Source organism: Escherichia sp. F1 (genome assembly GCF_046764225.1).
GTDB lineage: Bacteria > Pseudomonadota > Gammaproteobacteria > Enterobacterales > Enterobacteriaceae > Escherichia > Escherichia coli.
Genome location: NZ_CP177202.1, coordinates 4,185,006 through 4,208,914, shown reverse-complemented (window position 1 = coordinate 4,208,914; position 23,909 = coordinate 4,185,006). Strand labels below are relative to the sequence as shown.

At 51.7% G+C, this 23,909-nt stretch carries 22 protein-coding genes; 5 read left to right on the top strand and 17 right to left on the bottom strand.

What is annotated here, in order from left to right; translation table 11 throughout:
- Positions 1-5: 5 nt before the first annotated feature.
- From hpaB to hpaG, 9 genes are all read right to left on the bottom strand, one after another.
- Complete coding sequence (hpaB, locus tag ACK8NJ_RS20195; protein ID WP_000801473.1) at positions 6-1,568, bottom strand: 4-hydroxyphenylacetate 3-monooxygenase, oxygenase component; 1,563 nt, start codon at positions 1,566-1,568, stop codon at positions 6-8.
- 250 nt (positions 1,569-1,818) lie between these two features.
- Positions 1,819-2,709, bottom strand: coding sequence for a 4-hydroxyphenylacetate catabolism regulatory protein HpaA (gene hpaA, locus ACK8NJ_RS20190; RefSeq protein ID WP_000332891.1), 891 nt, complete (start codon positions 2,707-2,709; stop codon positions 1,819-1,821).
- A gap of 9 nt (positions 2,710-2,718) precedes the next feature.
- The gene (hpaX, locus tag ACK8NJ_RS20185) at positions 2,719-4,095 is read right to left on the bottom strand and encodes a 4-hydroxyphenylacetate permease (RefSeq protein WP_001285765.1); all 1,377 of its coding nucleotides are present in this window, start codon (positions 4,093-4,095) and stop codon (positions 2,719-2,721) included.
- A gap of 109 nt (positions 4,096-4,204) precedes the next feature.
- Positions 4,205-4,993: a 4-hydroxy-2-oxoheptanedioate aldolase gene (gene hpaI / locus ACK8NJ_RS20180; protein ID WP_000431711.1), complete on the bottom strand. Its 789-nt coding sequence runs from the start codon at positions 4,991-4,993 to the stop codon at positions 4,205-4,207.
- A 10-nt stretch (positions 4,994-5,003) separates the two neighbouring features.
- The gene (hpaH, locus tag ACK8NJ_RS20175; RefSeq protein WP_000459750.1) at positions 5,004-5,807 is read right to left on the bottom strand and encodes a 2-oxo-hept-4-ene-1,7-dioate hydratase; all 804 of its coding nucleotides are present in this window, start codon (positions 5,805-5,807) and stop codon (positions 5,004-5,006) included.
- A gap of 67 nt (positions 5,808-5,874) precedes the next feature.
- Positions 5,875-6,255, bottom strand: a complete 381-nt coding sequence (locus ACK8NJ_RS20170; RefSeq protein ID WP_247792853.1) for a 5-carboxymethyl-2-hydroxymuconate Delta-isomerase — start codon at positions 6,253-6,255, stop codon at positions 5,875-5,877.
- Positions 6,256-6,264: 9 nt separating this feature from the next.
- Complete coding sequence (gene hpaD / locus ACK8NJ_RS20165) at positions 6,265-7,116, bottom strand: 3,4-dihydroxyphenylacetate 2,3-dioxygenase (RefSeq protein ID WP_000516992.1); 852 nt, start codon at positions 7,114-7,116, stop codon at positions 6,265-6,267.
- Between the two features lies 1 nt (position 7,117).
- Positions 7,118-8,584: a 5-carboxymethyl-2-hydroxymuconate semialdehyde dehydrogenase gene (hpaE, locus tag ACK8NJ_RS20160; RefSeq protein ID WP_137512166.1), complete on the bottom strand. Its 1,467-nt coding sequence runs from the start codon at positions 8,582-8,584 to the stop codon at positions 7,118-7,120.
- Positions 8,581-9,870, bottom strand: a complete 1,290-nt coding sequence (gene hpaG / locus ACK8NJ_RS20155) for a 4-hydroxyphenylacetate degradation bifunctional isomerase/decarboxylase (protein ID WP_000679092.1) — start codon at positions 9,868-9,870, stop codon at positions 8,581-8,583. The genes hpaE and hpaG overlap by 4 nt, the downstream gene beginning before the upstream one ends.
- A 271-nt stretch (positions 9,871-10,141) precedes the next feature.
- Between hpaG and hpaR the strand changes: the two genes are divergently transcribed.
- The gene (hpaR, locus tag ACK8NJ_RS20150; protein WP_000543916.1) at positions 10,142-10,588 is read left to right on the top strand and encodes a homoprotocatechuate degradation operon regulator HpaR; all 447 of its coding nucleotides are present in this window, start codon (positions 10,142-10,144) and stop codon (positions 10,586-10,588) included.
- Between the two features lie 118 nt (positions 10,589-10,706).
- Complete coding sequence (gene tsr / locus ACK8NJ_RS20145; protein ID WP_063625624.1) at positions 10,707-12,371, top strand: methyl-accepting chemotaxis protein; 1,665 nt, start codon at positions 10,707-10,709, stop codon at positions 12,369-12,371.
- 48 nt (positions 12,372-12,419) lie between these two features.
- Here tsr and ACK8NJ_RS20140 read toward each other — a convergent pair whose 3' ends face one another.
- Together ACK8NJ_RS20140 and ACK8NJ_RS20135 are read right to left on the bottom strand one after the other, a co-directional pair.
- Positions 12,420-13,781: an MFS transporter gene (locus ACK8NJ_RS20140; protein ID WP_000410144.1), complete on the bottom strand. Its 1,362-nt coding sequence runs from the start codon at positions 13,779-13,781 to the stop codon at positions 12,420-12,422.
- Between the two features lie 214 nt (positions 13,782-13,995).
- Positions 13,996-14,910 carry a GntR family transcriptional regulator gene (locus ACK8NJ_RS20135; protein WP_000091572.1) on the bottom strand — a complete coding sequence of 305 codons (915 nt, stop codon included), beginning with the start codon at positions 14,908-14,910 and terminating at the stop codon, positions 13,996-13,998.
- A 138-nt stretch (positions 14,911-15,048) separates the two neighbouring features.
- Here ACK8NJ_RS20135 and lgoD point away from each other — a divergent pair, with 138 nt between their 5' ends.
- Positions 15,049-16,071, top strand: coding sequence for an L-galactonate oxidoreductase (gene lgoD, locus ACK8NJ_RS20130; protein WP_000106033.1), 1,023 nt, complete (start codon positions 15,049-15,051; stop codon positions 16,069-16,071).
- Positions 16,072-16,209: 138 nt separating this feature from the next.
- Here the strand turns inward: lgoD and opgB are convergent, their stop codons facing one another.
- From opgB to ACK8NJ_RS20100, 6 genes are all read right to left on the bottom strand, one after another.
- The gene (gene opgB / locus ACK8NJ_RS20125) at positions 16,210-18,501 is read right to left on the bottom strand and encodes a phosphatidylglycerol--membrane-oligosaccharide glycerophosphotransferase (protein WP_001292674.1); all 2,292 of its coding nucleotides are present in this window, start codon (positions 18,499-18,501) and stop codon (positions 16,210-16,212) included.
- 253 nt (positions 18,502-18,754) lie between these two features.
- Complete coding sequence (gene yjjA, locus ACK8NJ_RS20120) at positions 18,755-19,249, bottom strand: DUF2501 domain-containing protein YjjA (protein ID WP_001308243.1); 495 nt, start codon at positions 19,247-19,249, stop codon at positions 18,755-18,757.
- Positions 19,250-19,297: 48 nt separating this feature from the next.
- The gene (gene dnaC / locus ACK8NJ_RS20115) at positions 19,298-20,035 is read right to left on the bottom strand and encodes a DNA replication protein DnaC (RefSeq protein WP_000799911.1); all 738 of its coding nucleotides are present in this window, start codon (positions 20,033-20,035) and stop codon (positions 19,298-19,300) included.
- Between the two features lie 2 nt (positions 20,036-20,037).
- Positions 20,038-20,577, bottom strand: a complete 540-nt coding sequence (dnaT, locus tag ACK8NJ_RS20110) for a primosomal protein DnaT (protein ID WP_000098818.1) — start codon at positions 20,575-20,577, stop codon at positions 20,038-20,040.
- Between the two features lie 107 nt (positions 20,578-20,684).
- Positions 20,685-21,158: a threonine/serine exporter gene (locus ACK8NJ_RS20105; RefSeq protein WP_000538191.1), complete on the bottom strand. Its 474-nt coding sequence runs from the start codon at positions 21,156-21,158 to the stop codon at positions 20,685-20,687.
- Entirely contained in the window at positions 21,149-21,919 is a 771-nt protein-coding gene (locus ACK8NJ_RS20100; RefSeq protein ID WP_001340933.1) for a threonine/serine ThrE exporter family protein, read from the bottom strand. Before ACK8NJ_RS20100 ends, ACK8NJ_RS20105 begins: the two co-directional genes overlap by 10 nt.
- Before the next feature lie 618 nt (positions 21,920-22,537).
- Here ACK8NJ_RS20100 and ACK8NJ_RS20095 point away from each other — a divergent pair.
- Complete coding sequence (locus ACK8NJ_RS20095) at positions 22,538-23,263, top strand: helix-turn-helix domain-containing protein (protein WP_000936635.1); 726 nt, start codon at positions 22,538-22,540, stop codon at positions 23,261-23,263.
- Complete coding sequence (bglJ, locus tag ACK8NJ_RS20090; RefSeq protein WP_001300509.1) at positions 23,221-23,898, top strand: DNA-binding transcriptional activator BglJ; 678 nt, start codon at positions 23,221-23,223, stop codon at positions 23,896-23,898. Before ACK8NJ_RS20095 ends, bglJ begins: the two co-directional genes overlap by 43 nt.
- Positions 23,899-23,909: the final 11 nt, after the last annotated feature.

The following is a 23,909-nucleotide window of genomic DNA, read 5'->3' as shown; positions in this document are numbered from 1 at the left end:
CTGCGTTATTTCAGCAGCTTATCCAGCATGTTGATATCGTCGTTGTTGTGCAGGTGCGGCACAGTCCAGCCGTTCTGGTCGTATTCCGACAGGCAGCGATCAACCATCGCCATCATCTTGTCCATATTGCCGGAGCTTTGTGCCTGGCGCAGACACTGCAGGCGAATCTCATCCTGGCTACCGGAGTAGTTGATTTCATACAGTTCGTGACGACCACCAAACTCGCTGCCAATGGCATCCCACATCAGTTTGAGGATCTTGATGCGCTGGACGTGATCCATACCATTCGAACCGCGCACATACTTCGCCAGATACTGGTCGATCTGCGGATTATTCAGGTCACGGGCACTGGAAGGGAGATAGATCAGGCCACTGGTAACGTTGCGTTCGATAATGTTTTTGATCTTCGCGTAGGCCATTGGTGCCAGTACGCGATAGGTTTGCAGTGCGGCATGATCCGGTAAATAAGCCCCGTTGACCCACGGCGTCGCTTCAGAACACATCGAGTCACTCAATGCCCAGAAGGTGTTGCGCCACGCCACCACTTCACCGAGATCGGCCTGCACACCACGGAACTCCAGGGTGCCGGTACATTCGAGAGATTTTTTCAGCAGTGCCGTGATGAAGTCTAATTTCACTGCCAGGCGCACACAGGCTTGCAGCGGATACATACGGGCGAAACCGCCTTCCATCGTCCAGCGACGGCAGCGATCAAAATCGCGGTAGATCAGCACGTTTTCCCATGGGATCAGCACGTTATCCATCACCAGAATCGCATCGTTCTCATCGAAGCGGCTGGAGAGCGGGTAGTCGTACGGCGAGCCGGTAGCACCCGCCACCATTTCATAAGAGGCGCGGGAGATTAATTTCACGCCATCGGCATCCATTGGCGCAACGAACATCAGTGCGAAGTCCGGGTTTTCGCCCATCACTTGTGCCGAGCCGAAGCCAATCATGTTGTAGTGAGTCAGCGCCGAGTTGGTGGCAACCACTTTCGCACCGCTGACGATAATCCCGGCGTCAGTCTCTTTTTCCAGCTTGATGTAAACGTCTTTCACTTTATCGGTCGGCAAATGACGATCAATCGGTGGGTTAACAATCGCGTGGTTAAAGTAGAGGCCAGTTTCCTGAATACGGGTGTACCAGTTACGGGCGTTCTGCTCGAACTGACCGTAAAAGCCCGGATTCGCGCCCAGTGCGCAACCGAAAGCAGCTTTGTAGTCTGGGGTACGGCCCATCCAGCCATAGCTCAGGCGTGACCATTCAGCGATGGCGTCGCGTTGCTGGCGCAGGTCGTCGGCACTTTTCGCCACGCGGAAGAATTTATGGGTATAGCCGCCGCTGCCGGTGTCGGTGTTCCAGCACAGAGAGTCCTGCATCTCCGGTTTGTGCAGCGCGTCGTACAGTTGGGCAACAGACGCTGCCGCATTACGAAATGCCGGATGAGTGGTGACGTCTTTCACTCGCTCGCCATAGATATAGATCTCGCGACCATCCTGCAGGCTTTTCAGATACTCTTCCCCGGTGAACGGACGTTGGGTACTGGCGCGGAAATCTTCTGGTTTCATGTCGACCTCTACAGTATTAATCGGAATACGATTGTTAATTTTGTGTTTTGTTTTTGTTATTCAATTGAAGCTTGCAGGGGCGATTACGGGAAGACACTTTTGGGACAATGGCTGGTACTTTTCAGGTCGGGTACGGTTTTGTGATCGAGGTCGCTTTTCGCGATTTTTAACGTTACTAAATCCCCTTGCTCCAGGCGGAGAAAGGGGAATAGCAGGTGGTGCCTGGTTTCCCGTTAAGGCTAAGGGATTTTCACGTCACAGGTACTTTTTTGGCACGATAAGCACTGGGCGAGCAACCGACTAAACGATTAAAAAAGCGCGCAAAATAAGCCGGATCCTTAAAACCGAGTTGCCAGGCAATATTGTTCACGGCGTTATCAGAAAACAGCAGCAGCCGCTTGGCTTCTCGTAGCTGCCTGTCGAAAATCAACCGTTTTGGCGGACGGTTGGCAAAGCGGCGGCAGATGTCCGTGAGGCGTGATTCGGTGATATGCAGTTCGTTAGCGTAATCCGGTACTGTCCAGTGCTGATGAAAATGGCTTTCAATCAGCATATTAAAACGCTGGAACAGTTTTAATTCTCCGCGCATTCCGCTGGCGGCATGGTCGTCGAGTTTTGCGTTACGTAGCAGTAGGGTGAACACTGCCTGTGCCAGTAACGTCAGGGTGTGTTCCCGTCCAGGCAGTTGTTCTACCGATTCCCGCTCTATCAGTTGCCAATAGTGTTCCAGCGCCGCCAGTTCGTCGGGTTTATCTGCCAGTGACAGGCAAATCCCCGGCAGGCCGAAGGTTTCCCGAGTGCCCGGATAAAGAACTTCCAGCAGGGGCCAGATCAGATCTTCCCGTACCGTCAACACATGACCGTCGGCGTCAGACTCCGTAATAAACGCATGAGGTACTGACGGTGGCGTCAGGACAAACAGGGGCGCTTCCACCGAGTAGCGATGATCGTCAAGCTGTAGCTCAATCTGTCCGCTATTGAGGAAATGCATCTGAAAGTACTGTTCGTGGCGATGTGGCAGCATATGGCGGCCAAAAAAGGCCGCCATGCGGGCGAAGGACTGATAATGCACATCGTCTGTGCCCAGGCTTTCATCGTACTCTTTGCTGATATCAATATTGGCAATCTGACGGTCACACATCGTCGTTCCTTACGGGGTCGCTCGCGGACGGGAGGACTGCATTGGAATTGCCCAGATAATCCCCGCACCAATCACCAGCAGCGTGGCAACAAACCACAATCCACTGTTAAAGCTGCCGGTCAGATCTTTCAACCAGCCGATCATAAACGGACTTAATGCTGAACCAATGTTGCCCGTGGCGTTGATCACCGCAATACCGATCGCTCTTGCCCGCAGGCTGATGGACTGATCCGGTGTTGTCCAGAAAATCGCCATTGCGCTGAATGATCCGGTCGAAGCCATAATGATCCCCAGCATCTGGATCATGTTGTGATCAGTTGCCGAAGCCAGTAACCAACCTGCGGCAGCGAACAAATAAGGAAGGGCGGTGTGATGCCTTCGTTCCTGGCGGCGATCTGAGTGACGGCTCCAGTAGATCATCCCGAGAATGGTACAAATCTGCGGTACGGCAGCCAGCAGGCCGATGGTGATATTACTGCTGCCCTGATTAAAGCTTTGTAGGATCTGCGGTGTCCAGATGCTGATCGCACTAAGTGTGTTGGTCAGGCAGAAATACGCCAGGGTATACATCATCACCACCGGAGTGAAGATCTCCCGCCACATGCTGCGTTGTTGCATGGCGTGGTGGCTGATGGCTCCCTCTGGCTGAACCAGCGTCAGACGATCGTTATCCATCATCTCTTGCAGGCATTTTTTGTCTTCTTTCGTCAGCCACTTAGCTTTGTCCGGTGAGTCATCAAGCCAGAACCACACCATGACGCCGAGTAATACCGACGGGAAGCCTTCCAGCAAAAACAGCCACTGCCAGCCTTTTAATGCCATTACGCCATCCAGCGACAAAATGTAGCCGGAAACGATCGATCCCAACGCTGTCGTTACCGGCATTGCTACCATAAACAAGGCGTTGGCACGGGCGCGGAAATAGGCCGGAAACCAGAAGGTTAAATACAGCAGAATACCAGGCAGAAAGCCGGCTTCGGTAATGCCAACCAGTATACGCAGTACGTACAAGCTGGTGGGGCCAGTGGCAAACATGGTAGCAGTAGAGGCGATGCCCCAAAGCACCATGATGGTGGCGATCCAGCGCCGTGCACCGACAATACTCAGCATAATGTTGCTGGGAATGCCGAAGATGACATAAGCGGCGTAGAACAGGGTGGTGGCGAGGCCAAACATGGTGGCGCTCAGACCGAGGTCGCGTCCCATCGTGAGTCCGGCAAAGCCGATGTTGATGCGATCAAGGAACGAGAAGATAAACAGCACGAACAGAAAGACGATCAGGCGGCGAAACAACTTCTTAATAACCGCCTGTTGTCCGGCAGTCAGCGCTTTATGCTGATTCGCCGGATCGATACTTTCCGGTATGGCAGGTGAGGTGTCGCTCATTTTTCTTCCTCTAATGGGATTTTTGTAGGGTACGACAAGATTTATGGCGGATGCGGCGTAAACGTCTTATCCAGCCTATGGTTTAGTGCGCGTGTAGGCCGGATCGACATTAATACACGCCGGGCTTAACGGTCGTGGCCTGCGCGCCAAACCGTGCTGCCAGCGCTTCGGCGGCGCGGGCGAGCAGGGTGGTGTCAACGCCGACGGCGACAAATAGCGCGCCCAGTTCCAGATAGCGTTTTGCCAGTTGCTCATTGGCGATCAGGATCCCCGGCGCTTTGCCCGCTTCACGAATTTGCACGATCGCCTGTTCAATGGCGGCCTGCACTTCCGGGTGCTGCGGATTACCGGCATAACCCATATCGGCGCTCAGATCCGCCGGGCCGATAAACACGCCGTCTACCCCTTCCACGTCCAGAATCTGCGGTAGGTTCTTCATTGCCTCACGAGTTTCGATCTGCACCAGTACGCACATTTGATCGTTGGCTTTTTGCAGGTAATCAGGAATACGATTCCAGCGCGAGGCGCGTGCCAGCGCGCTTCCTACGCCGCGAATACCGGCGGGGGGATAACGGGTGGCGCTTACCGCTTCACGGGCTTCGTCAGCGTTTTGAACCATCGGCACCAGTAAGGTTTGTGTGCCGACGTCCAGCAGTTGTTTGATTTGCACCGGATCGTTCCACGACGGACGTACTACCGGCTGGCTGGGGTAGGGCGCAATCGCCTGTAGCTGGGTGAGCACGGTTTGCACGTTATTCGGCGCGTGCTCACCGTCGATCAACAACCAGTCGAATCCTGCTCCGGCCAGTAACTCTGCGCTGTAGCTGCTGCTCAGCCCCAGCCATAATCCGATCTGCGGACGGCCTGCTTTCAGCGCCGCTTTAAAACTGTTTTCCATCGTTCTCTCCTTAAACAAAGCGGCAGCTAATGGAACCCATGTTGCCGTAATCGACGTGGAAGGTGTCGCCCTTACGCGCCGGAACCGGGCGGGTGAACGAACCGCCGAGAATGATTTGCCCGGCTTCCAGTTGCACGTCATACGGTGCGAGTTTGTTCGCCAGCCAGGCTACGCCGTTTGCCGGATGATTCAGCACACCAGCGGCGACGCCGGTTTCTTCAATCACGCCATTGCGATACATCAGGGCGGAGATCCAGCGCAAATCCAACTCATCGGGCTTAATGGGACGACCGCCGAGGATCACCCCGGCGTTGGCGGCGTTATCGGAAATGGTGTCGAACACTTTGCGCGGGCGCTGGGTTTCCGGATCGATGTTGTGGCAGCGGGCGTCGATCAGCTCCAGCGCCGGGATCACATAATCCGTGGCGTTGTAGACGTCGAACAGCGTGCAGTTTGGCCCACGCAGCGGTTTTGCCAGCACGAAAGCCAGCTCCACTTCAATGCGCGGCACGATAAAGCGATCGGTCGGGATATCGCTGCCATCGTGGAAGAACATGTCGTCCAGTAGCGCGCCGTAATCCGGTTCGCTGATTTGTGAGCTGGCCTGCATTGCTTTCGAGGTCAGACCGATTTTGTGGCCTTTCAGCGTACGGCCTTCGGCGATCTTCAGGCGAACCCATTCGCGCTGCACCGCGTAGGCGTCTTCGATGGTGATCTCCGGGTAATCCAGCGAGATCGCGCGGATCTGTTCGCGCTGTTTTTCTGCCTGATCCAGACGCTGGGCGATCAGGGTGTGGGTGTGTTTATCGAACATGGCGATATCCTGTGGCATTGCCGGATGCGGCTGCGCCTTATCATCCGGCCTGGAAGCTGGTGCAAATTTATTTAAACAACGCGTGTACGTTGTTCTGTTTGAAATTCAACGTCGGGTGCAGCTCTGCAATCTCAAATGAAAGCGCCAGGTAACGGCTATCCATCAGTGAGGCGAAGTGCGTTTTAATCAGATCAAACAGCATTTCACCTACTTCCTGACGGCTTTCCAGACTGCGCCCGCTGCCGATTTTTAGCGTCATATGCACAAAGGCGTAATCGTGCTTGCCATCGGCCATTTGCCAGGTATCGATCCAGTGCGCCCGGCTACGTATTCCCCCAAGCGGAAAAATCCCCGTCGCCGCCAGTGCAGTGTTAACACTGGCAAACAGCTCAGGTAAGCGGGCTTCTTGACGAATATTTTCAGTACATTCCACGATAAAGTGCGGCATGGTGGTTCCTTACGCGGGAAGCGGGAAAACAGCGTTAACCTGACCGGTGCCAGAGCTTGGGAACAGCTCGGTAATAAACTCCACCTTGCCGTCGTATTTATCCCAGCCGAGCATCCCCAGCAGCATCACCGTGTCGTGCATATTGCCTTCGCCGTAGCAGTAGTCGGCGTACTCCGGCAGCATATTGCAGAACTCTTTGAACTGGCCTTCGCGCCACAGCTTCACCACGCGCTCGTCCATCTGGCGGTCGAACTCGCGGGTGTAGCTGTTCATCCCTTCTTCCGCACGCTGATCGTCGATAAAGCGGTGCGATAACGAACCGCTGGCAAGGACCGCCACGGTGCCGTCGTACTGTTCGATCGCTTTCACAATCGCTTCGCCAAGCTTGCGGCTGTCGGCAAAATCGTGAACCGTGCAGAAAGCCGAAATGGAGACCACTTTGAAGTGCTTGTCTTCATTCATGTAGCGCATTGGCACCAGCGTGCCGTATTCCAGTTTCAGGCTGGGAATATTGTGCGCTTTTGCCCGCACGCCGAGCTTTAAGGCTTCATCGGCAATAAGCTGCCCCAACTCCGGGTTGCCCTCGTAGTTGTAGGTCATGTCACGAATAAAATGCGGCAGCTCGTTGCTGGTGTAGACGCCTTCAAAATGGTCTGCACAGTTGATGTGATAAGCACTGTTGACCAGCCAGTGGGTATCGAAAACGATAATGGTATCGACGCCCATTTCCCGGCAACGTTTGCTGATCTCTTTATGCCCGTCGATCGCACCCTGGCGGCAACCGTGGTTTTTCCCTGGCAGTTCAGAGAGATACATCGACGGTACGTGCGTGATTTTGGCGGCTAACGCTAACTTACCCATATCAGACTCCCCATTTCGGAATTGGATGGTCGCCCATGGAAATGCAGACGTTCTTCATTTCCGCGAACACTTCGAAGCTGTACTCACCGCCTTCACGCCCGGTGCCGGAGGCTTTTACGCCGCCAAACGGCTGGCGCAGGTCGCGCACGTTCTGGGTGTTGACGAACACCATGCCTGCTTCAATGCCACGCGCCAGGCGTAACACTTTGCTGACATCCTGCGTCCAGATGTACGACGCGAGGCCATACTCCACGTCATTTGCCAGGCGCAGACCTTCAGCTTCGTCTTTAAACGGCAGCAGACAGGCGACCGGCCCGAAAATCTCTTCCTGGGCGACGCGCATACGGTTATCAACGTCAGCCAGCACCGTTGGGCGCAGGAAGTTGCCGCCTTTCAGGTGCGCAGGCAGGTCGGACGGTTTATCCGGACCGCCCGCCAGCAGGGTTGCGCCTTCTTCAATGCCGAGACGAATATAGCCGGAGACTTTTTCCCAGTGTTGCTGGCTGATAAGCGCCCCAACCTGGGTATTCGGATCGTTCGGATCGCCCACGCGCAGACGGTTGGCGCGTTCGGCAAAGCGTTTAACGAATTCCGGGTAGATGCTTTGCTGAATAAAGATGCGCGAACCGGCGGTGCAGCGCTCGCCGTTGATCGAGAAGATGGTGAACAGGGCAGCGTCCAGCGCGCGTTCAATATCGGCATCTTCAAAAATCAGCACCGGCGATTTACCGCCCAGTTCCATGGAGTATTTTTTCAGCCCGGCGTTTTTCATGATGTTGCGCCCGGTGGCCGTACCGCCGGTGAACGACACGGCACGTACGTCATGATGACGAACCAGCGCATCGCCTGCGGTTGCGCCGTAGCCCTGTACCACGTTCAGCACGCCCGCCGGAATACCGGCTTCCAGCGCCAGCTCACCCAGGCGGTCAGCGGTCAGCGGGGAGAGTTCCGACATTTTCAACACCGCGGTATTGCCCAGCGCCAGACACGGCGCGACCTTCCATGTGGCGGTCATAAACGGCACGTTCCACGGCGATACCAGCGCACAAACGCCTACCGGTTGCACCAGCGTGTAGTTGAGCATCTTGTCGTCAACCGGATAGGTCTTGCCGTTCATCTGCTGGCAGACTTCCGCGAAAAATTCAAAGTTGTGAGAAGCGCGTGGGATCAATACATTTTTGGTCTGATGGATCGGCAGGCCCGTGTCCGCGGTTTCCATCGCGGCGATCTCAGGCACGTTCTGGTCGATCAGATCGCCCAGACGGCGCATCAGGCGCGCACGCTCTTTCATCGGCAGATTGGCCCATTTCGGGAACGCCTCTTTCGCTGCCGCTACCGCCTGATTGATCTCCGCTTCACCGCCGGAGGCCACATCTGCCAGCACTTCACCCGTTGCCGGATTGGTGGTCTGGAAGTAGTCGTTACCTGCAACATTTTTGCCGTTGATCCAATGACTTACTTTTTTCATTTCGCTGTTTCCTCACTCACAATTCGGTTCACCAGGCGGCCCACGCCTTCTACTTCCACCACTACTTCATCGCCAGGCACCACGTCAGATAAGCCTTTTGGTGTGCCGGTGGCGATCATGTCGCCCGGATTCAGGGTCATAAATTCGCTTAAGTAGGCGATCAGGAAGGGCACGCTGAAGATCAGATCGGCGGTGGTGCCTTGCTGGCGTAACTCGCCGTTGACGAAGGTGCGAAGGGTCAGATTATGCGGGTCCGGGATCGCCTCTTTCGGCACGATGGTTGAAAGCATCGGCGTCAGTCCGTCGCGGCTTTTTACCCGCAGGTTAGGGCGGTAGTAGTTTTCCAGATAGTCGCGAATGGCGTAGTCGTTACACACGGTGTAGCCCGCGACATAATCCATGGCATCGGCTTCGCTGACGTTACGCGCCTGCTTGCCAATAACTACCACCAGCTCCGCTTCGTAGTGCATGTATTCAATATTGTTCGGGCGCACGGAGGTCTGGTTATCGCCAGTGAGGGTATTCGGCGCTTTCAGGAACACCAGCGGTTCTTCCGGTGGCTTAAATTCCAGTTCGCTGGCGTGGTCGGCGTAGTTCAGGCCGAGGGCAAACAGCGTGCCGTGCGGGTGTGGCTGCGTTGGGAAGCTCTTGCGCGTGGTCACTTCACGTTCGTCCACTACCGGATTTTCCAGCGGCGGGAAACCTTCTGCGAGAACACGCACGCGATCGCCTGGCTGTATTTCCACGCGCGCCTGTGGCGTGCCGAGCAGAATGGCATCGCCTGGATTCAGCGTGGCAAATTCGCTCAGGGCGCTCAGCAACTGCGCGGCGTTACGTTGTAAATCGGCGGTGTTCCAATGATCGGCAGGACGCCCGTTGATCTCGGTATAGATGGTCAGATTATCGACATTGCTGAGAGCCACGGTTTCGCCAATGGGGCAGAATCCATCACGACATTTTGCTTTGATTGCCGGGCGGTAAAAGCTCTCTTCCGGCAGGCTGACGTCGTTAGCCAGCGCATATCCGGCGATGTACTCTGCCGCATCTTCTTCACGTACTTTCGTCGCCGTTTTTCCCACAATCAGCGCAACTGTCGCACCGCTCAGTACCTTTTCACCCTGTGGAAAGGGAATCGGTTCACCGCAACCAATCACCGTATTGCGCGGTTTAATAAACCAGACCGCAGTTTTAGGCGGGGCTTTGTAGGGGGATTGCTGGAACGCTTCCTGCCATGCATCAAGCTGGCTGCGATGGTTCAACGCTACGGCGAAGATAGTGCCTTTCATTACCACTCCTCGGATTCGATCATCTTAATCATTAATATGTTAATGATTACTTTTATTCCCGATTGCGTAGTTTGGCAAAAGTAAGTGATGTAAATGTGATCTAATTAACAAACTATTTACATTTAAAGATAATAAAGTATTAAATATCAGCAAGTTAACAAAACATGCTCAATTTTGATAAAATGAAGAATTGCAGGGGCAGCGCAGTCCCGGTAACGTGATGATTAACTGTTTCTATATTAATGATTTTGAATTTTTCAGGGGAAAGATAATGCACGACTCTCTAACCATTGCGTTGCTCCAGGCGCGAGAAGCGGCGATGAGTTATTTTCGCCCAATCGTTAAACGGCATAATTTGACTGAGCAACAGTGGCGCATCGTGCGTATTCTGGCGGAAAGCCCATCAATGGATTTTCACGATCTGGCGTATCGCGCCTGCATTTTGCGCCCAAGCCTGACCGGGATCCTTACGCGGATGGAACGCGACGGTTTAGTGTTGCGATTAAAGCCGATCAATGATCAGCGGAAGCTCTATATCTCGCTGACCAAAGAGGGGCAGGCGCTGTATAACCGCGCTCAGACACAGATTGAAGAGGCCTATCGGCAGATTGAAGCTCAGTTTACTGCCGAGAAAATGCAACAGTTAACCCATCTGTTAGAGGAATTTATTGCTCTGGGTAATTCCCGACAAGAAGACATCCCGGGCGATAATGAATAACTTTTTAATATCTGATAACCAGCGCCTGGTTTTTCCATGGATGGCGGGTTACACCTTTTCATAAAGTTTTTCCTTTCCAGGCCGAAAATCTTGCATCGGTCCACAGGAAAGAGAAAACATGTTAAAACGTATCAAAATTGTGACCAGCTTACTGCTGGTTTTGGCCGTTTTTGGCCTTTTACAACTGACATCAGGCGGTCTGTTCTTTAATGCCTTAAAGAATGACAAAGAAAATTTCACTGTTTTACAAACCATTCGCCAGCAGCAATCCACGCTGAATGGCAGCTGGGTCGCGTTGTTGCAGACGCGTAACACCCTCAACCGCGCGGGTATCCGCTACATGATGGATCAGAATAATATTGGTAGCGGTTCAACCGTTGCTGAGCTGATGCAGAGTGCCAGTATTTCGCTGAAACAGGCGGAAAAAAACTGGGCGGATTACGAAGCGTTGCCGCGTGACCCGCGTCAGAGCACCGCCGCAGCGGCAGAGATCAAACGTAATTACGATATTTATCACAATGCGCTGGCGGAGCTGATCCAACTGTTAGGTGCAGGCAAAATCAACGAGTTCTTTGATCAGCCGACCCAGGGATATCAGGACGGTTTCGAGAAGCAGTATGTGGCTTACATGGAGCAAAACGATCGGCTCTATGATATCGCCGTCAGCGATAATAATGCCTCCTACAGCCAGGCGATGTGGATCCTGGTGGGCGTGATGATCGTCGTACTGGCGGTCATCTTCGCCGTCTGGTTCGGTATTAAAGCCTCGTTGGTAGCGCCAATGAATCGCCTGATTGACAGCATTCGTCATATTGCAGGCGGCGATCTGGTGAAACCGATTGAGGTGGATGGCTCTAATGAGATGGGGCAACTGGCAGAGAGTTTGCGCCATATGCAGGGAGAGCTGATGCGTACCGTCGGTGATGTGCGCAACGGGGCCAATGCCATCTATAGCGGTGCCAGCGAAATCGCCACCGGCAATAACGATCTCTCTTCGCGCACCGAGCAACAGGCCGCTTCGCTGGAAGAGACGGCAGCCAGCATGGAGCAACTGACCGCAACGGTGAAGCAGAACGCCGAAAATGCGCGTCAGGCCAGCCACCTGGCGTTAAGTGCTTCCGAAACGGCGCAACGCGGCGGCAAAGTGGTGGATAACGTGGTGCAGACCATGCGCGATATCTCCACCAGTTCGCAGAAAATCGCCGATATTATCAGCGTAATTGACGGCATTGCCTTCCAGACCAATATTCTGGCTTTGAACGCGGCGGTTGAGGCTGCGCGTGCGGGTGAGCAAGGGCGCGGTTTTGCGGTGGTCGCGGGCGAAGTGCGTAATCTGGCCCAGCGCAGCGCCCAGGCGGCTCGCGAAATTAAAAGCCTGATTGAAGACTCGGTGGGGAAAGTGGATGTTGGCTCTACGCTGGTCGAAAGCGCCGGGGAAACAATGGCGGAGATTGTCAGTGCTGTGACCCGCGTGACGGACATTATGGGCGAAATAGCTTCTGCTTCTGATGAGCAGAGCCGTGGTATCGATCAGGTTGGCTTAGCGGTCGCTGAGATGGACCGGGTAACTCAACAGAACGCTGCGCTGGTGGAAGAATCTGCCGCTGCCGCCGCCGCGCTGGAAGAGCAGGCCAGTCGCCTGACCGAAGCTGTGGCAGTGTTCCGGATTCAGCAACAGCAGCAACATCAGCGTGAAACATCGGCTGTGGTAAAAACCGTGACGCCAGCTACGCCGCGTAAAATGGCCGTGGCAGATAGCGAGGAGAACTGGGAAACGTTTTAATCGCCATAAAAATGCCCGATAAGCAAAATGTTATCGGGCATAGGGAGATTAATCTTTACGTGGGTCGTTGATCGGCTGACGAACCAGGAAGATGTACGCCAGTGCACCCGCCGCGGTGACGCAACCGCAGATGATTAGTGCCAGACGGAATGAGTGGGTGGTATCAACAATAAAACCAGTAATGATCGGCGCAAAAGAGGCGCAGATGAAGCTGGCAAAGTTTTGGATACTGCCCACCGACGCAGTCATGCGAGAAGCAACTGCGACGTGGATCAACCCCCAGCAGGATGTTCCGGCAAAGTGAATACAGAACAGTGCCATGCCAATCAGCAGAACCGCTGTCATGGATGTTGTCGCTTGCGGTACGACCAGCGTAAAGGCGGCAGAACAGAACATCCCGGCAATAATGCAGATCTTACGGCTTTTAATCGGAGCCATTCCCCCTTTGACCAGCCAGTCAGTAACGTAACCGTTGACCAGCATCCCGGCAGCCCCAAACAGGAAAGGGATAGCCGCCATCAACCCTGTGCTTTTTAAATCCAGGTTATAGGCTGTTTGCAGGTAACCAGGAAGCCAGGCCAGATACAGCCACGCAGTGTAGTTGATGCCACTGAATCCGAGCATCATTCCCCACATTGTGCGGTTACGGAACAGGCTGCGCCATTCGGCAAAACTGAGCGGATCTCGGCGGGCATTGACGCTACCTGCATTGAGATAAGCTTGTTCAACGGCAGTCAGTTCTACATGCTCGCGGTTGCGATAGAGCATATACCAGCCGATGGCGAGAAAAATCCCCAGCACACCAATGGTAATAAACATCCCACGCCAGCCCATCACCAGCATCATCGCTGCCAGAATCGGTGGGCTTACGGCTACGCCAATGGTAGAAGCTGCGTTGAAGAAGCCCATCGGGCGTCCGCGCTCTTTGATGTTGAACCAGTCGTTAATGACTTTTACGCCACATGGGTTCATCGGCGCTTCACCAATCCCCATACCGATACGCACCAACACGAACTGCGTAAAGCTGTGCACCATGCCAGACATGGCCTGGAACAGTGACCAGAAGAACATCCCCAGTCCCAGCATCAGGCGTGGGCCTTTACGATCCAATAGTGGGCCGCAAGGAAGTTGCGCAATGCCGTAAGCGAGTGAAAACACGGAGAGCAAAGCGCCGATTTCGGTGGCACTTAATCCCAATTCTTCACGAATCGTTAAATTTGCTACCGACAGCGAACTGCGGTCGAGATAATTGATTACCGCCGCAAAAAATAATAACAACATGGCGGTGGTTTGAATGCGTTTAATTCGGGTACTGCGTTGAACTAATCCATCTGGTGGCACGGGAATATCTGCCGATGAAGATGGAGTAAATGAAGAACGCGGATCGAGGGTGATATTTTCTTTTTCCACGCCGGACTCCTGTATTTATAATTTTAATTGTTTACGTAATTGTGCATTACGCAAGGTTGACATTAACGGCAGGTTAAAGTTTTAGGACTTTACTACCGCTCACAAAAACATTTTTAGTCGACTGATTGTGAGCATAGGTAAGCGGGAATTTCCCGGTATTTATCTTTTGATAAAACCGTGCACCCGCTAATAGTTTGCTGTTTTTAATCCGTACTTAATGAGCATAACGCGTGTTCTCATTAATGGATCGAATCATTGATTGTTTAGCTGAATTCAAATGGTTACGGAGCGCAAGGGTGGCATCAAGGTCACTGCGGCAAATCAGAGCGCTGAGAATGGTCATATGCTCATCGACGGCAATGATATTGCGCTGTTTAAGATCGCTTTCGTCCCATTGATAGTGAAAATGAAAGATGACTGAGATGATCTCAAGAGATTGATCAAAAAAGATATTGTCGGCAGCTGAAAGCAGTAAGGAGTGAAAATCTCTGTCAAGTTGCGAGAACATGCGAAAGCTATTGCCGATGTTGTCACGCAGTAGCCGATGACGTTCGAGCATGGTTTTCGCCTGCAGCCAGCGGGGATCATGATCAGGCAGGTTGAGAAAGTGCTGAAGTGAATGTGTTTCGAGCATTTCGCGTAGCTCAAACAGCTGCTCGGCGTAGGATTGATCGAATTGCTTCATGCTCCACTGGCCGCGCTTTTCGCTTTGAATAAGATTATAACGGCCGAATTTTAAAAGATATTCTCTTACTACAACCGGGCTGACACCCGCGGCCCGAGCCAGTTGCAGTTCAGAAAAAGTTTCCCCTGGGCGTAACTGGCGCTGGTTTATCATCGTGAAAAAAGCCTGCTCAAACACTTTGTTTTGTTCACTCATTGAAGCGGTAGTACAGGCGAAACCGTCATCATGGTCAGGTTTACGCGCAATAACATAGTCGTTTCCAACCTGCGTTAAGACGCCGCATTCGCGTAAGTGGCTGAGAATATGACGCACTGTAGTGCGGCTGATGTTGTACATTTCCGCCAGCGCACTTTGCGATGGAAGTGGGGAAGGGATATGACCCCGCGCCATATCATCAATGACCTGGTTAATCACATTGTGGCGTAAATTTTGTGAACGACTCATATTTTCCTCCTTGTGAGTCCATTAAAACCCGATTTAAAACATTTTTATGCGTGTGTTTTCACAAAACAGATTTTCCGTTCCGCTGCCATTTTTCATTTTCATTGATATCTAAGGCAACAAAAAATGGAGAGCCGAATCATGTCTACGATGAATGTTTTAATTTGCCAGCAGCCGAAAGAATTAGTCTGGAAACAACGCGAGATACCTATTCCGGGTGACAATGAAGCATTAATAAAAATTAAGTCTGTCGGGATTTGCGGTACCGATATTCATGCCTGGGGTGGAAATCAACCATTTTTTAGTTATCCACGCGTTTTAGGCCATGAAATATGTGGGGAGATTGTTGGGCTGGGTAAGAATATCGCTGATCTTAAAAATGGTCAGCAAGTTGCTGTGATCCCTTATGTTGCCTGTCAGCAATGCCCGGCGTGTAAAAGCGGGCGTACCAATTGCTGTGAAAAAATTTCAGTCATTGGCGTGCATCAGGATGGCGGTTTTAGTGAGTATTTGAGCGTGCCGGTGGCGAACATTTTGCCCGCAGACGGTATTGACCCGCAGGCGGCAGCATTGATTGAACCTTTCGCTATTAGCGCTCATGCGGTGCGTCGCGCAGCCATTGCTCCCGGCGAGCAGGTGCTGGTGGTCGGGGCGGGGCCAATCGGTCTGGGCGCGGCGGCAATCGCTAAAGCCGATGGCGCACAGGTGGTGGTGGCGGATACCAGTCCGGCACGCCGTGAACATGTGGCAACACGTCTGGAATTACCTGTACTGGACCCGTCAGCCGAAGATTTTGACGCGCAGCTGCGGGCGCAGTTTGGTGGTTCTCTGGCGCAGAAAGTGATCGACGCGACAGGTAATCAACATGCGATGAATAACACCGTGAATCTGATTCGTCACGGCGGCACGGTGGTATTTGTCGGCCTGTTTAAAGGTGAGTTGCAGTTCTCCGATCCGGAATTCCATAAAAAAGAAACGACGATGATGGGCAGCCGCAACGCCACGCCGGAAGATTTCGCTAAAGTCGGTCGACTGATGGCGGAAGGGAAAATCACTGCCGACATGATGTTAACCCATCGCTATCCGTTCGCCACGCTGGCAGAAACCTACGAGCGCGATGTGATTAACAATCGTGAGTTGATTAAGGGTGTAATTACTTTCTGATAAGGCGAGATTATTAAAGTTGCCATGCAGCGTCCGGGGAAGTGTTGGGCGCTGTTTTTTTCTGTTTCTCAATGATGTTTTGTAGGCCGGAGAAGGTGTGTAGGTCGCACCTTATGCGACCTACACATCAGTCAGGAATTACCCTTCACGTTCTACCACTTTAATTTCCACCATGCCGATCCCGAGCTTACGCGGCGAGTGTCCGAGGATATTCCCTTCGTTGGTTGAGACAGGTTCCGGCGGCACAATTACCAGTGTGTCTGCATCGGTTGGGTTATCGAAATGCAGTGTGGTGGTGGTCACTTCATTGCCCAGCACAAGGGTTTGTTCTTCATTGCCTACGCGTACCGGAATAGGACGGCTGGCGTTATTGCCGTATGCTTTGGCGGTAATCACCAGGTCAAATTTCTTCGGCAGCGGATGCTTGTACTCGATTTTTACTTCATCGCCCAGCTGAGCGTTGGACCAGCGGCCCCACGACTCCGGACGGGAAATTCCGCTAAACTGTTTCACCTCTTCTGGCGCACCGGCGACGTTAAAGATGAAACTGTCGGCTTTGTAGCGAATATCGTTATCAACAATCTTCAGCGTATCGACATTGCCTTTGTAACGCGCCATGTCGATGACCGTATCTTTAAATGCCGTTTTGCCCTTCCATGTTGTTTTGTCAACATGCTGGACAATTTGCTGACCGCCAAGCTGCCCTTGCGAGACACACCAGTCGGTGGAAAGTGCCAGTTCCGGAGCCCAAAGTTGTGCCATCTTGTAGCAACGGTCAACCCAGACGAAATTGTCGCGTGGAGCGAAATCGGCCAGCTGGAAACGCAGCGGTGCTGAGTATTCACTTTCCGGCAGCGGTTCCACGCGTTTGTCTGAAACCCGCAACAGCAGCGGCAAACGGAAATGGCTACCCGAGAAGGCAATCATGTTTTTCTGCTGGTCGATGGTGAACTCTTTCATCTCTTTAGGGAATTTCCACAGGCGGATGATATCCGGCTTCCACGCCAATGTTTTCTCTTTGATATTGAGGAAGATTTCCGACATCGACTGCCCGGATAAACTGCTACGACCAAGTCCGAGATAGTTATCGCCACCGAGAATGTCCAGCACCGTCGCGCCGTTATCCATCGTGTTACGCTTCACCGCCAGCGTCTCTTGCTGCGGCTTGTCGCCACGAATGACAAAAAACAGGTTATTGCGATCCTGTTTATTAAGGTATTTCCACGCCGTGTTGTTCATCGCTAAATGGTCAGAAGAGACGACGATGACGGTATCTTTAAACCACGGTGACGCTTTGATTTTGTTGATAAACGTCGCGATATTCTCCTGGCTGCAACTTACCGCGCTGAATGACTGATTCGGCTTACCGTCAAAATCATATTTTTTGCGGTTACAGGTACGAGAGATAAAACCATCCGGGTGATGGGTATCGACTGTCAGGGTAAAGAGTGAGAATCGCTGACCAGAACGGGAGAGCTCTTCAAACTTTTTCCACGCTTCATCGAGAACGGTATCGTCGTAGAATCCCCAGTCGTTGCGATAGTGCGGGTCGGCCACCACGCTTTTCAGCTCTTCTGAGCCGTATAAGTGATCGAAGCCGTGCGATTTCAGGAACACATCTTTACCGGCAAAACGCAGATTTGCGCCCTGCACGAAATAGTTCTGATAACCCGAGTTTTTCAGGATATCTCCCAGACAGATGTTCTGCGGGAAGAAGCTGGAGACAGAGGCGGAGGCGTTGCCTTCAAAGGGGGCAAACAGCGGTATGCCGCACTGAGAAGCCACCATGCCCGCAATCGTGTAATCCGTTCCTGGCAGCTGCTGCGTGTGGCTGAAATCCAGGCCTTCATTTTTCAACGCGCCCAGTTCAGGCGTGAGATCCGGGAAAGCCTCGTTATCAAAATAGGTCCGCTCGAGACTTTCGCCGTAGATATAAACCAGGTTGAGTTTCGGGTCAGGGATAGTTTTCGACGGCTCTTTATAATAAGCCGCAAAGTCCGGGTCGCCGTCGCGTGACTGGGATTTCACTAGTTCCGTTATCTGACGAAATGCCGGGCTGGCATCCACTGAACCCAGCGCCAGTAAGAGTGCCAGCAGGCTGTAACCAAAATGGTGCGGATGATGGCGACGACGGCGCAGGATCCAGCCCAGCGCACCGAACACCGCCGTCAGCCCCAGCACAATGCCGATACCAGGCAGGATGTATTTACTGACACCAGCACCGGTCAGGCTGTTGGTTAAGGTATAGAGAACCGCGTCGTTAATACCATCGCCAGTAAAATAGTCGCTGGCAAACAGGGTGATATTTAAAACGACAAATAGCCCCAGTACCGTTAATGTGGCTGCAAACCACCAGGTGTTACGTCCCGCTTTCCATGCGTAAATCAGCACAGAGGCGAGAAAAAGGGCGAAAGAGAGTAGTTCTGACAACGGGCGATCCTCACTAAACCGGGCCGTTTAGCCAACGTTTAAGCTTTTTGAGAAGCACAATGTAATGGCGTCGCCATATTGCTGCAATTCTAGTGTCAAAAAAATGCGATGTTGTTAGGAATTAGTTTATAAACAGACTTTTTTGATTACGGTCGCTTCCCGTGTAACAGGGGGAAAACCGTCCAGGAGCAGGGAAAAGGGCAGGAGAGAGCCGCGTCAGCCGGGTAACAGCTAAAACGCGGCGTTTCGCGGTTCAGGAAATGAAGTTCAGCCCCTGCTTTAACACCAGATCGCAGGCTTTGGTTTTCACCTTTTCTGCCAGCGGAGTCGTTCCAATATTATCCAGATTGAGTTGCTGACCATCTTTGGTTTTCAGCAAACCCTGAATGCCATCCAGATAGTTGGTGTCTTCTTTTTGCTCTTCACTGTTCAGGCCCAGTTTTTCCAGTACCTGATTCTTGATGTTTTCGGCATCGGTTACCGAAGCCAGCTTTTGCTTCGCGCAGTATTGCAGAATGCCTGCGGCATTGTTCATGTTATCTGCGCTTAAGGCCTGGTTCCCGCTGCTAAGCAAGTTAGTTAATGACGCGAGCGACCAACCGCCTTCCTGTGTCGTGCTGTTTTGGTTGCCAAGTTCGCTGGCGGCGCTGGAGAGCGCATCTTTCCAGGACGCAGCATGCACCCCGGTGGAAATTAATGCGCTGGCGGCAATGGCACAGCACAGAAGATGTTTAACAGTTTTCATCATCATTACTCAAGGTGGAATTGTGTCGCAGTATACCGCCAGAAACGGGGATTAATACTCTTTACCCGTTACCCGGCTACGGTAGCTATCCCAGTTGAAGATCACCCACAAACTGTTACCCAGGCGCATACGGTCCATCACGCGTTCGCCCAGCAACTTGGTCATCTCTTCCATATTACTGTTGGTCAGCATCCCGGTTGGGCGTTTGGAAGAAGAGCGGCGATCGACGATCTGATTGATGATCACTTTTTCGTATTTCGATTCGGTCTGTACGCCGATCTCATCGATCACCAGCAGATCAACGTTGCTCAGATCGTTAAGCAGTTGTTCTTCGCTGGTACCGCTATTCCTGAAGGTATCTTTCATCGCCGACATAATATCGGCCACGGTGATGATCAATACGGATTTACCGCGTAGCAGCAGCTCGTTGCAGATTGCCGCCGCCAGATGGTTTTTGCCGGTTCCTGGCTTACCAGAAAAGATGAAGCTGGCGATGTTGCCGTCAAACTCTTCGACATACTGGCGCGCTTTGCTTAACGCATTCATCTGCCCTTCACACTCAACGCGATAGTTCTCAAAGGAGCAGTTCTGATGCAGTGGACGAATACCGGAGCGGTTAAAGGTGCGCTGCATTTTCATCGCCCGATTTTCACGTTCGAGAGCGGCGGAGCGGATCGCCCCTTGTTCTTTCTGCCAGGCCAGTAGTTCTTCACCCGTTTTGAAAGCAGGTTTGATATGGGCAGGCATCATTTTTTGCAGGCGTTGCATCAGGTCGCCAACGTTTTTCATCGTTACCCTCTGAATCCTGGTGGAATTTGGCTGTCAGGTTCACTGACCGTATTCACATCTCGTTTCGGCAGTCCGCCGTTGCTGGCACGACCGATTTGCAGGCTGCGCGCCAGTTTTTGTTGCCACTGCACATGGTGAAAGACTTTACCTTCCGCCTGCCAGTAGGCAATGAATGAGGCCAGTTCTTCGGTGGTCACCGGCTCTCTTAGCGCCACGCCCCATAGCGCCGCCAGGCGGATAAAGTCGGCATCGGGTTGCCAGTCCGGATACATGGCGAATTTCCCCATGGGTACAGCAACGGGAGCAGCTTGCGGTTCCTGATAGAGTTGATCGTCCAGAGCGACATCGCTTCCCGGACGCGCCAGCTTTTCTTCCAGCGCCAGCAGTTCAGCCAGGCGTGCAGGCGTGACGGCATAAAACGCCGGGGCATTGTTAGCAAATACGGCAACCACACCGCCTTCAGCTTTTGCCAGAACGGTTTGGTGATCGTGTACCAGGGCGTCAATACCAACGACGTCCGGGGTTAAAACTCTGGAAGACATACTGTTTCTCAAATATGGAACGATGAACGAGAAGGGAGATAACTTTTATAGTAACACACGGAGGAGAGGAGGCTGTCTCTCATCCGTGTGCTTTAAGCGAGGCAATTTTATACGCGAGGGCGCTTGCGGTACAACCATAATCCAGGAATGGAAAGACCGATGGATAACGCACCAACAATTGATGAAGCTGTAAGAAAGTTGGTTAACAGGGTAATCATCAACGGTTCGCTGTAACCTAGCTGGCTGATTTTTACCGCCGAAATCATTGCGGTATAAGCTGATATGCCGGGGAACATAGGGATAACAGCCGCCACGGTAAACACTTTCGGATGTGCCAGATACCAGCGCGACCATTGAATACCAATGGTGCCGACCAGCATGGAGGCCATAAAGGTTGACCACTCAATATTCAACCCGCTGGTCATTAAGATCATTCGGGAACCATGACCTATCGAGCCAAGCAGCGCACACCAGCGTAACGCCCGCACGGGAACGTTGAACACCATCGCAAAGCCGACCGCAGGAATGGCGGCGAGGATCATATCCTGCGCCAACGCTAACAGAAATTCGATCACACCCATCCGCGTAGCCCCCAAATCGTCAGTGCCATCACCACGCCGACGCAGGTAGCCAGTGTCAGCAGACTGGCGATCGCCCAGCGTGCCAGTCCGGTATTGATGTGGCCTTTAAACATATCGGCGACGGCATTAATCAACGGAAAACCCGGCACCAGCAGCAGAACGCTGGCGGCCATCGCGATAGTGGGTGTATTGCTGAAAGTGGGAAGTTGCAAAAGCAAACCGGAAATAGTGGTGGCGGCGAAAGCGGTGAGGCAAAAGTTGATCTGTGGATGAAGATGACGTTGTGCCAGCAGCTGGCGGATATACATCGCGGCCGTACTGGCAAAGAAGGTGATGACGGCACCATCCCAGCCACCTTTATTGAGTTTACAGAAACAGGCGCAAGAAAGGCCGACCATTAAGGCTACCAGCCATCTCGGGTAACGTAATGGCTGAATTTGGCTAAATCGTTTCTCTACACCTTTGTAATCCAGCAGATGATGCTCCGCCAGAATCACAATGTGCTGGACTTCAGTCACCACATGCATATTAATGCCGCGATCGTGATTTTTTCGTGTCGATGTCAGGCATTGCCCATCTTTAATGGTTGTCAGCACTATGGCGTTCGAAGAGATAGAACTTTCGACGCTGTCCATTCCCAACGCCCGACCCAGTCGTGAGGAAAGCTCATCAACCAACGCGCTTTCCGCACCATGTTGCAAAAGAAATAATCCACACTGGATACAAAGCCGTGTTACGGCTCGCTGTTGCTCAGTTTGCATAACTCGCCCTTTGTCATAGACGTGCTGCGTATTGTTCAGATAATGAGAATCCATTTGTATCATGAAGCACGGTTGTTTTGCGGTAGGTTAAGATCAAAATTGCGCTGATTAATCCTGGTTATCGGGAGAAGCTCGGTGATAAAAAGCGAATTATCTCTCGTCGCAAATAAATTATCACATGAATATTATCACTATAATGAATTTATTGTTTAGCCTTTACGAATCAGGATAAAAGATAACTGGGTGCGTTTTTTAATTTTTACAAGTTAAAACTATCAGATTTTATTGAATAAATATTGATTGTGTGATTTTGCATTCTACTGGAAGGGATATCAGTTAATTATAAATTAAATGAATGAGAATTCTGTTTTTCATTAAGTATTTCTAACAACTTAATGTAGATATTTTAAATGTCTCCAGGCTATTTCACCAGGTTATCATTTGATGCTAACCTTCTGACACATGCAGTGGAGTTGTTGTGCAGCAGGAGTATGCTGATATGAAAGTGAATGCTAAGGATAATTTATTCGCTTAATCTATTAATTTGCTGGAAACATTTAAGGAATGAATATCCTGAATAAACCATCATAATTTTTAGACAGTGGATGTGGAGGAAATATGTTGCCAGGATGCTGCAAAAATGGAATTGTTATCAGTAAAATACCTGTTATGCAAGCAGGGTTAAAAGAGGTCATGAGGACTCACTTCCCTGAATATGAAATAATATCCAGCGCCTCTGCGGAGGACCTTACCTTATTACAATTACGTCGTTCCGGATTAGTCATTGCTGATTTAGCCGGTGAAAGTGAAGATCCACGTTCTGTTTGTGAACATTATTATTCTTTAATCTCACAATATCGGGAAATTCACTGGGTTTTCATGGTGTCACGCTCCTGGTATTCCCAGGCAGTAGAACTGCTTATGTGCCCTACGGCGACGTTATTGTCTGATGTTGAACCCATTGAGAATCTGGTCAAGACCGTACGTTCCGGCAATACGCACGCAGAGCGTATCAGCGCCATGCTGACCTCTCCGGCAATGACTGAAACTCATGATTTTAGCTATCGCTCCGTCATTCTCACTCTTTCAGAGCGCAAGGTACTGCGGCTATTAGGTAAAGGATGGGGCATCAACCAGATAGCTTCATTGCTTAAGAAAAGTAATAAAACTATCAGCGCCCAAAAAAACAGTGCGATGCGTCGACTGGCAATTCACAGCAACGCTGAAATGTATGCATGGATAAATAGCGCGCAGGGTGCAAGAGAACTTAACTTGCCTTCTGTTTATGGAGATGCCGCAGAATGGAACACAGCCGAATTAAGAAGAGAAATGTCGCACTCATAGAAAAATGCGTCATGAGTAGTATCGGTATTGAGAGTTTATTCAGAAAGTTTGCGGGTAACCCTTATAAGCTCCATACCTATACCAGTCAGGAGTCATTTCAGGATGCCATGTCGCGGATCTCGTTTGCGGCGGTCATTTTTTCTTTTTCTGCCATGAGAAGTGAGCGCAGAGAGGGATTATCTTGCCTGACTGAACTGGCGATTAAGTTTCCGCGTACCCGGCGTTTAGTTATTGCGGATGATGATATTGAAGCTCGGCTGATTGGTTCATTGTCGCCATCACCGTTGGACGGTGTATTAAGTAAAGCGTCAACGCTGGAGATTTTTCATCAGGAACTCTTTTTGTCATTAAATGGTGTACGTCAGGCGACCGACCGACTGAACAATCAGTGGTACATTAATCAAAGCCGAACGCTAAGCCCGACGGAGAGAGAAATATTGCGCTTTATGTCGCGTGGCTACTCAATGACACAAATTGCCGAGCAGCTTAAACGCAATATCAAAACGATCCGTGCACATAAATTTAATGTGATGTCGAAACTGGGCGTAAGTTCTGATGCAGGGTTGTTGGAGGCCGCAGATATTCTGTTATGTATGCGGCATTGCGAAGCAAGTAATGTGTTGCATCCCTATTAATCCGCATGATG

Coding starts and splice junctions, on each gene's coding strand:
- hpaE (WP_137512166.1), bottom strand. CDS start 8,584: ATGAAAAAAGTAAGTCATTGGATCAACGGCAAAAATGTTGCAGGTAAC.
- ACK8NJ_RS20105 (WP_000538191.1), bottom strand. CDS start 21,158: ATGGGTGTGATCGAATTTCTGTTAGCGTTGGCGCAGGATATGATCCTC.
- hpaH (WP_000459750.1), bottom strand. CDS start 5,807: ATGTTCGATAAACACACCCACACCCTGATCGCCCAGCGTCTGGATCAG.
- dnaC (WP_000799911.1), bottom strand. CDS start 20,035: ATGAAAAACGTTGGCGACCTGATGCAACGCCTGCAAAAAATGATGCCT.
- hpaX (WP_001285765.1), bottom strand. CDS start 4,095: ATGAGCGACACCTCACCTGCCATACCGGAAAGTATCGATCCGGCGAAT.
- hpaG (WP_000679092.1), bottom strand. CDS start 9,870: ATGAAAGGCACTATCTTCGCCGTAGCGTTGAACCATCGCAGCCAGCTT.
- hpaD (WP_000516992.1), bottom strand. CDS start 7,116: ATGGGTAAGTTAGCGTTAGCCGCCAAAATCACGCACGTACCGTCGATG.
- hpaR (WP_000543916.1), top strand. CDS start 10,142: ATGCACGACTCTCTAACCATTGCGTTGCTCCAGGCGCGAGAAGCGGCG.
- tsr (WP_063625624.1), top strand. CDS start 10,707: ATGTTAAAACGTATCAAAATTGTGACCAGCTTACTGCTGGTTTTGGCC.
- hpaI (WP_000431711.1), bottom strand. CDS start 4,993: ATGGAAAACAGTTTTAAAGCGGCGCTGAAAGCAGGCCGTCCGCAGATC.
- bglJ (WP_001300509.1), top strand. CDS start 23,221: ATGGAACACAGCCGAATTAAGAAGAGAAATGTCGCACTCATAGAAAAA.
- ACK8NJ_RS20170 (WP_247792853.1), bottom strand. CDS start 6,255: ATGCCGCACTTTATCGTGGAATGTACTGAAAATATTCGTCAAGAAGCC.
- hpaA (WP_000332891.1), bottom strand. CDS start 2,709: ATGTGTGACCGTCAGATTGCCAATATTGATATCAGCAAAGAGTACGAT.
- dnaT (WP_000098818.1), bottom strand. CDS start 20,577: ATGTCTTCCAGAGTTTTAACCCCGGACGTCGTTGGTATTGACGCCCTG.
- ACK8NJ_RS20095 (WP_000936635.1), top strand. CDS start 22,538: ATGTTGCCAGGATGCTGCAAAAATGGAATTGTTATCAGTAAAATACCT.
- lgoD (WP_000106033.1), top strand. CDS start 15,049: ATGTCTACGATGAATGTTTTAATTTGCCAGCAGCCGAAAGAATTAGTC.
- yjjA (WP_001308243.1), bottom strand. CDS start 19,249: ATGATGAAAACTGTTAAACATCTTCTGTGCTGTGCCATTGCCGCCAGC.
- ACK8NJ_RS20135 (WP_000091572.1), bottom strand. CDS start 14,910: ATGAGTCGTTCACAAAATTTACGCCACAATGTGATTAACCAGGTCATT.
- hpaB (WP_000801473.1), bottom strand. CDS start 1,568: ATGAAACCAGAAGATTTCCGCGCCAGTACCCAACGTCCGTTCACCGGG.
- ACK8NJ_RS20100 (WP_001340933.1), bottom strand. CDS start 21,919: ATGCAAACTGAGCAACAGCGAGCCGTAACACGGCTTTGTATCCAGTGT.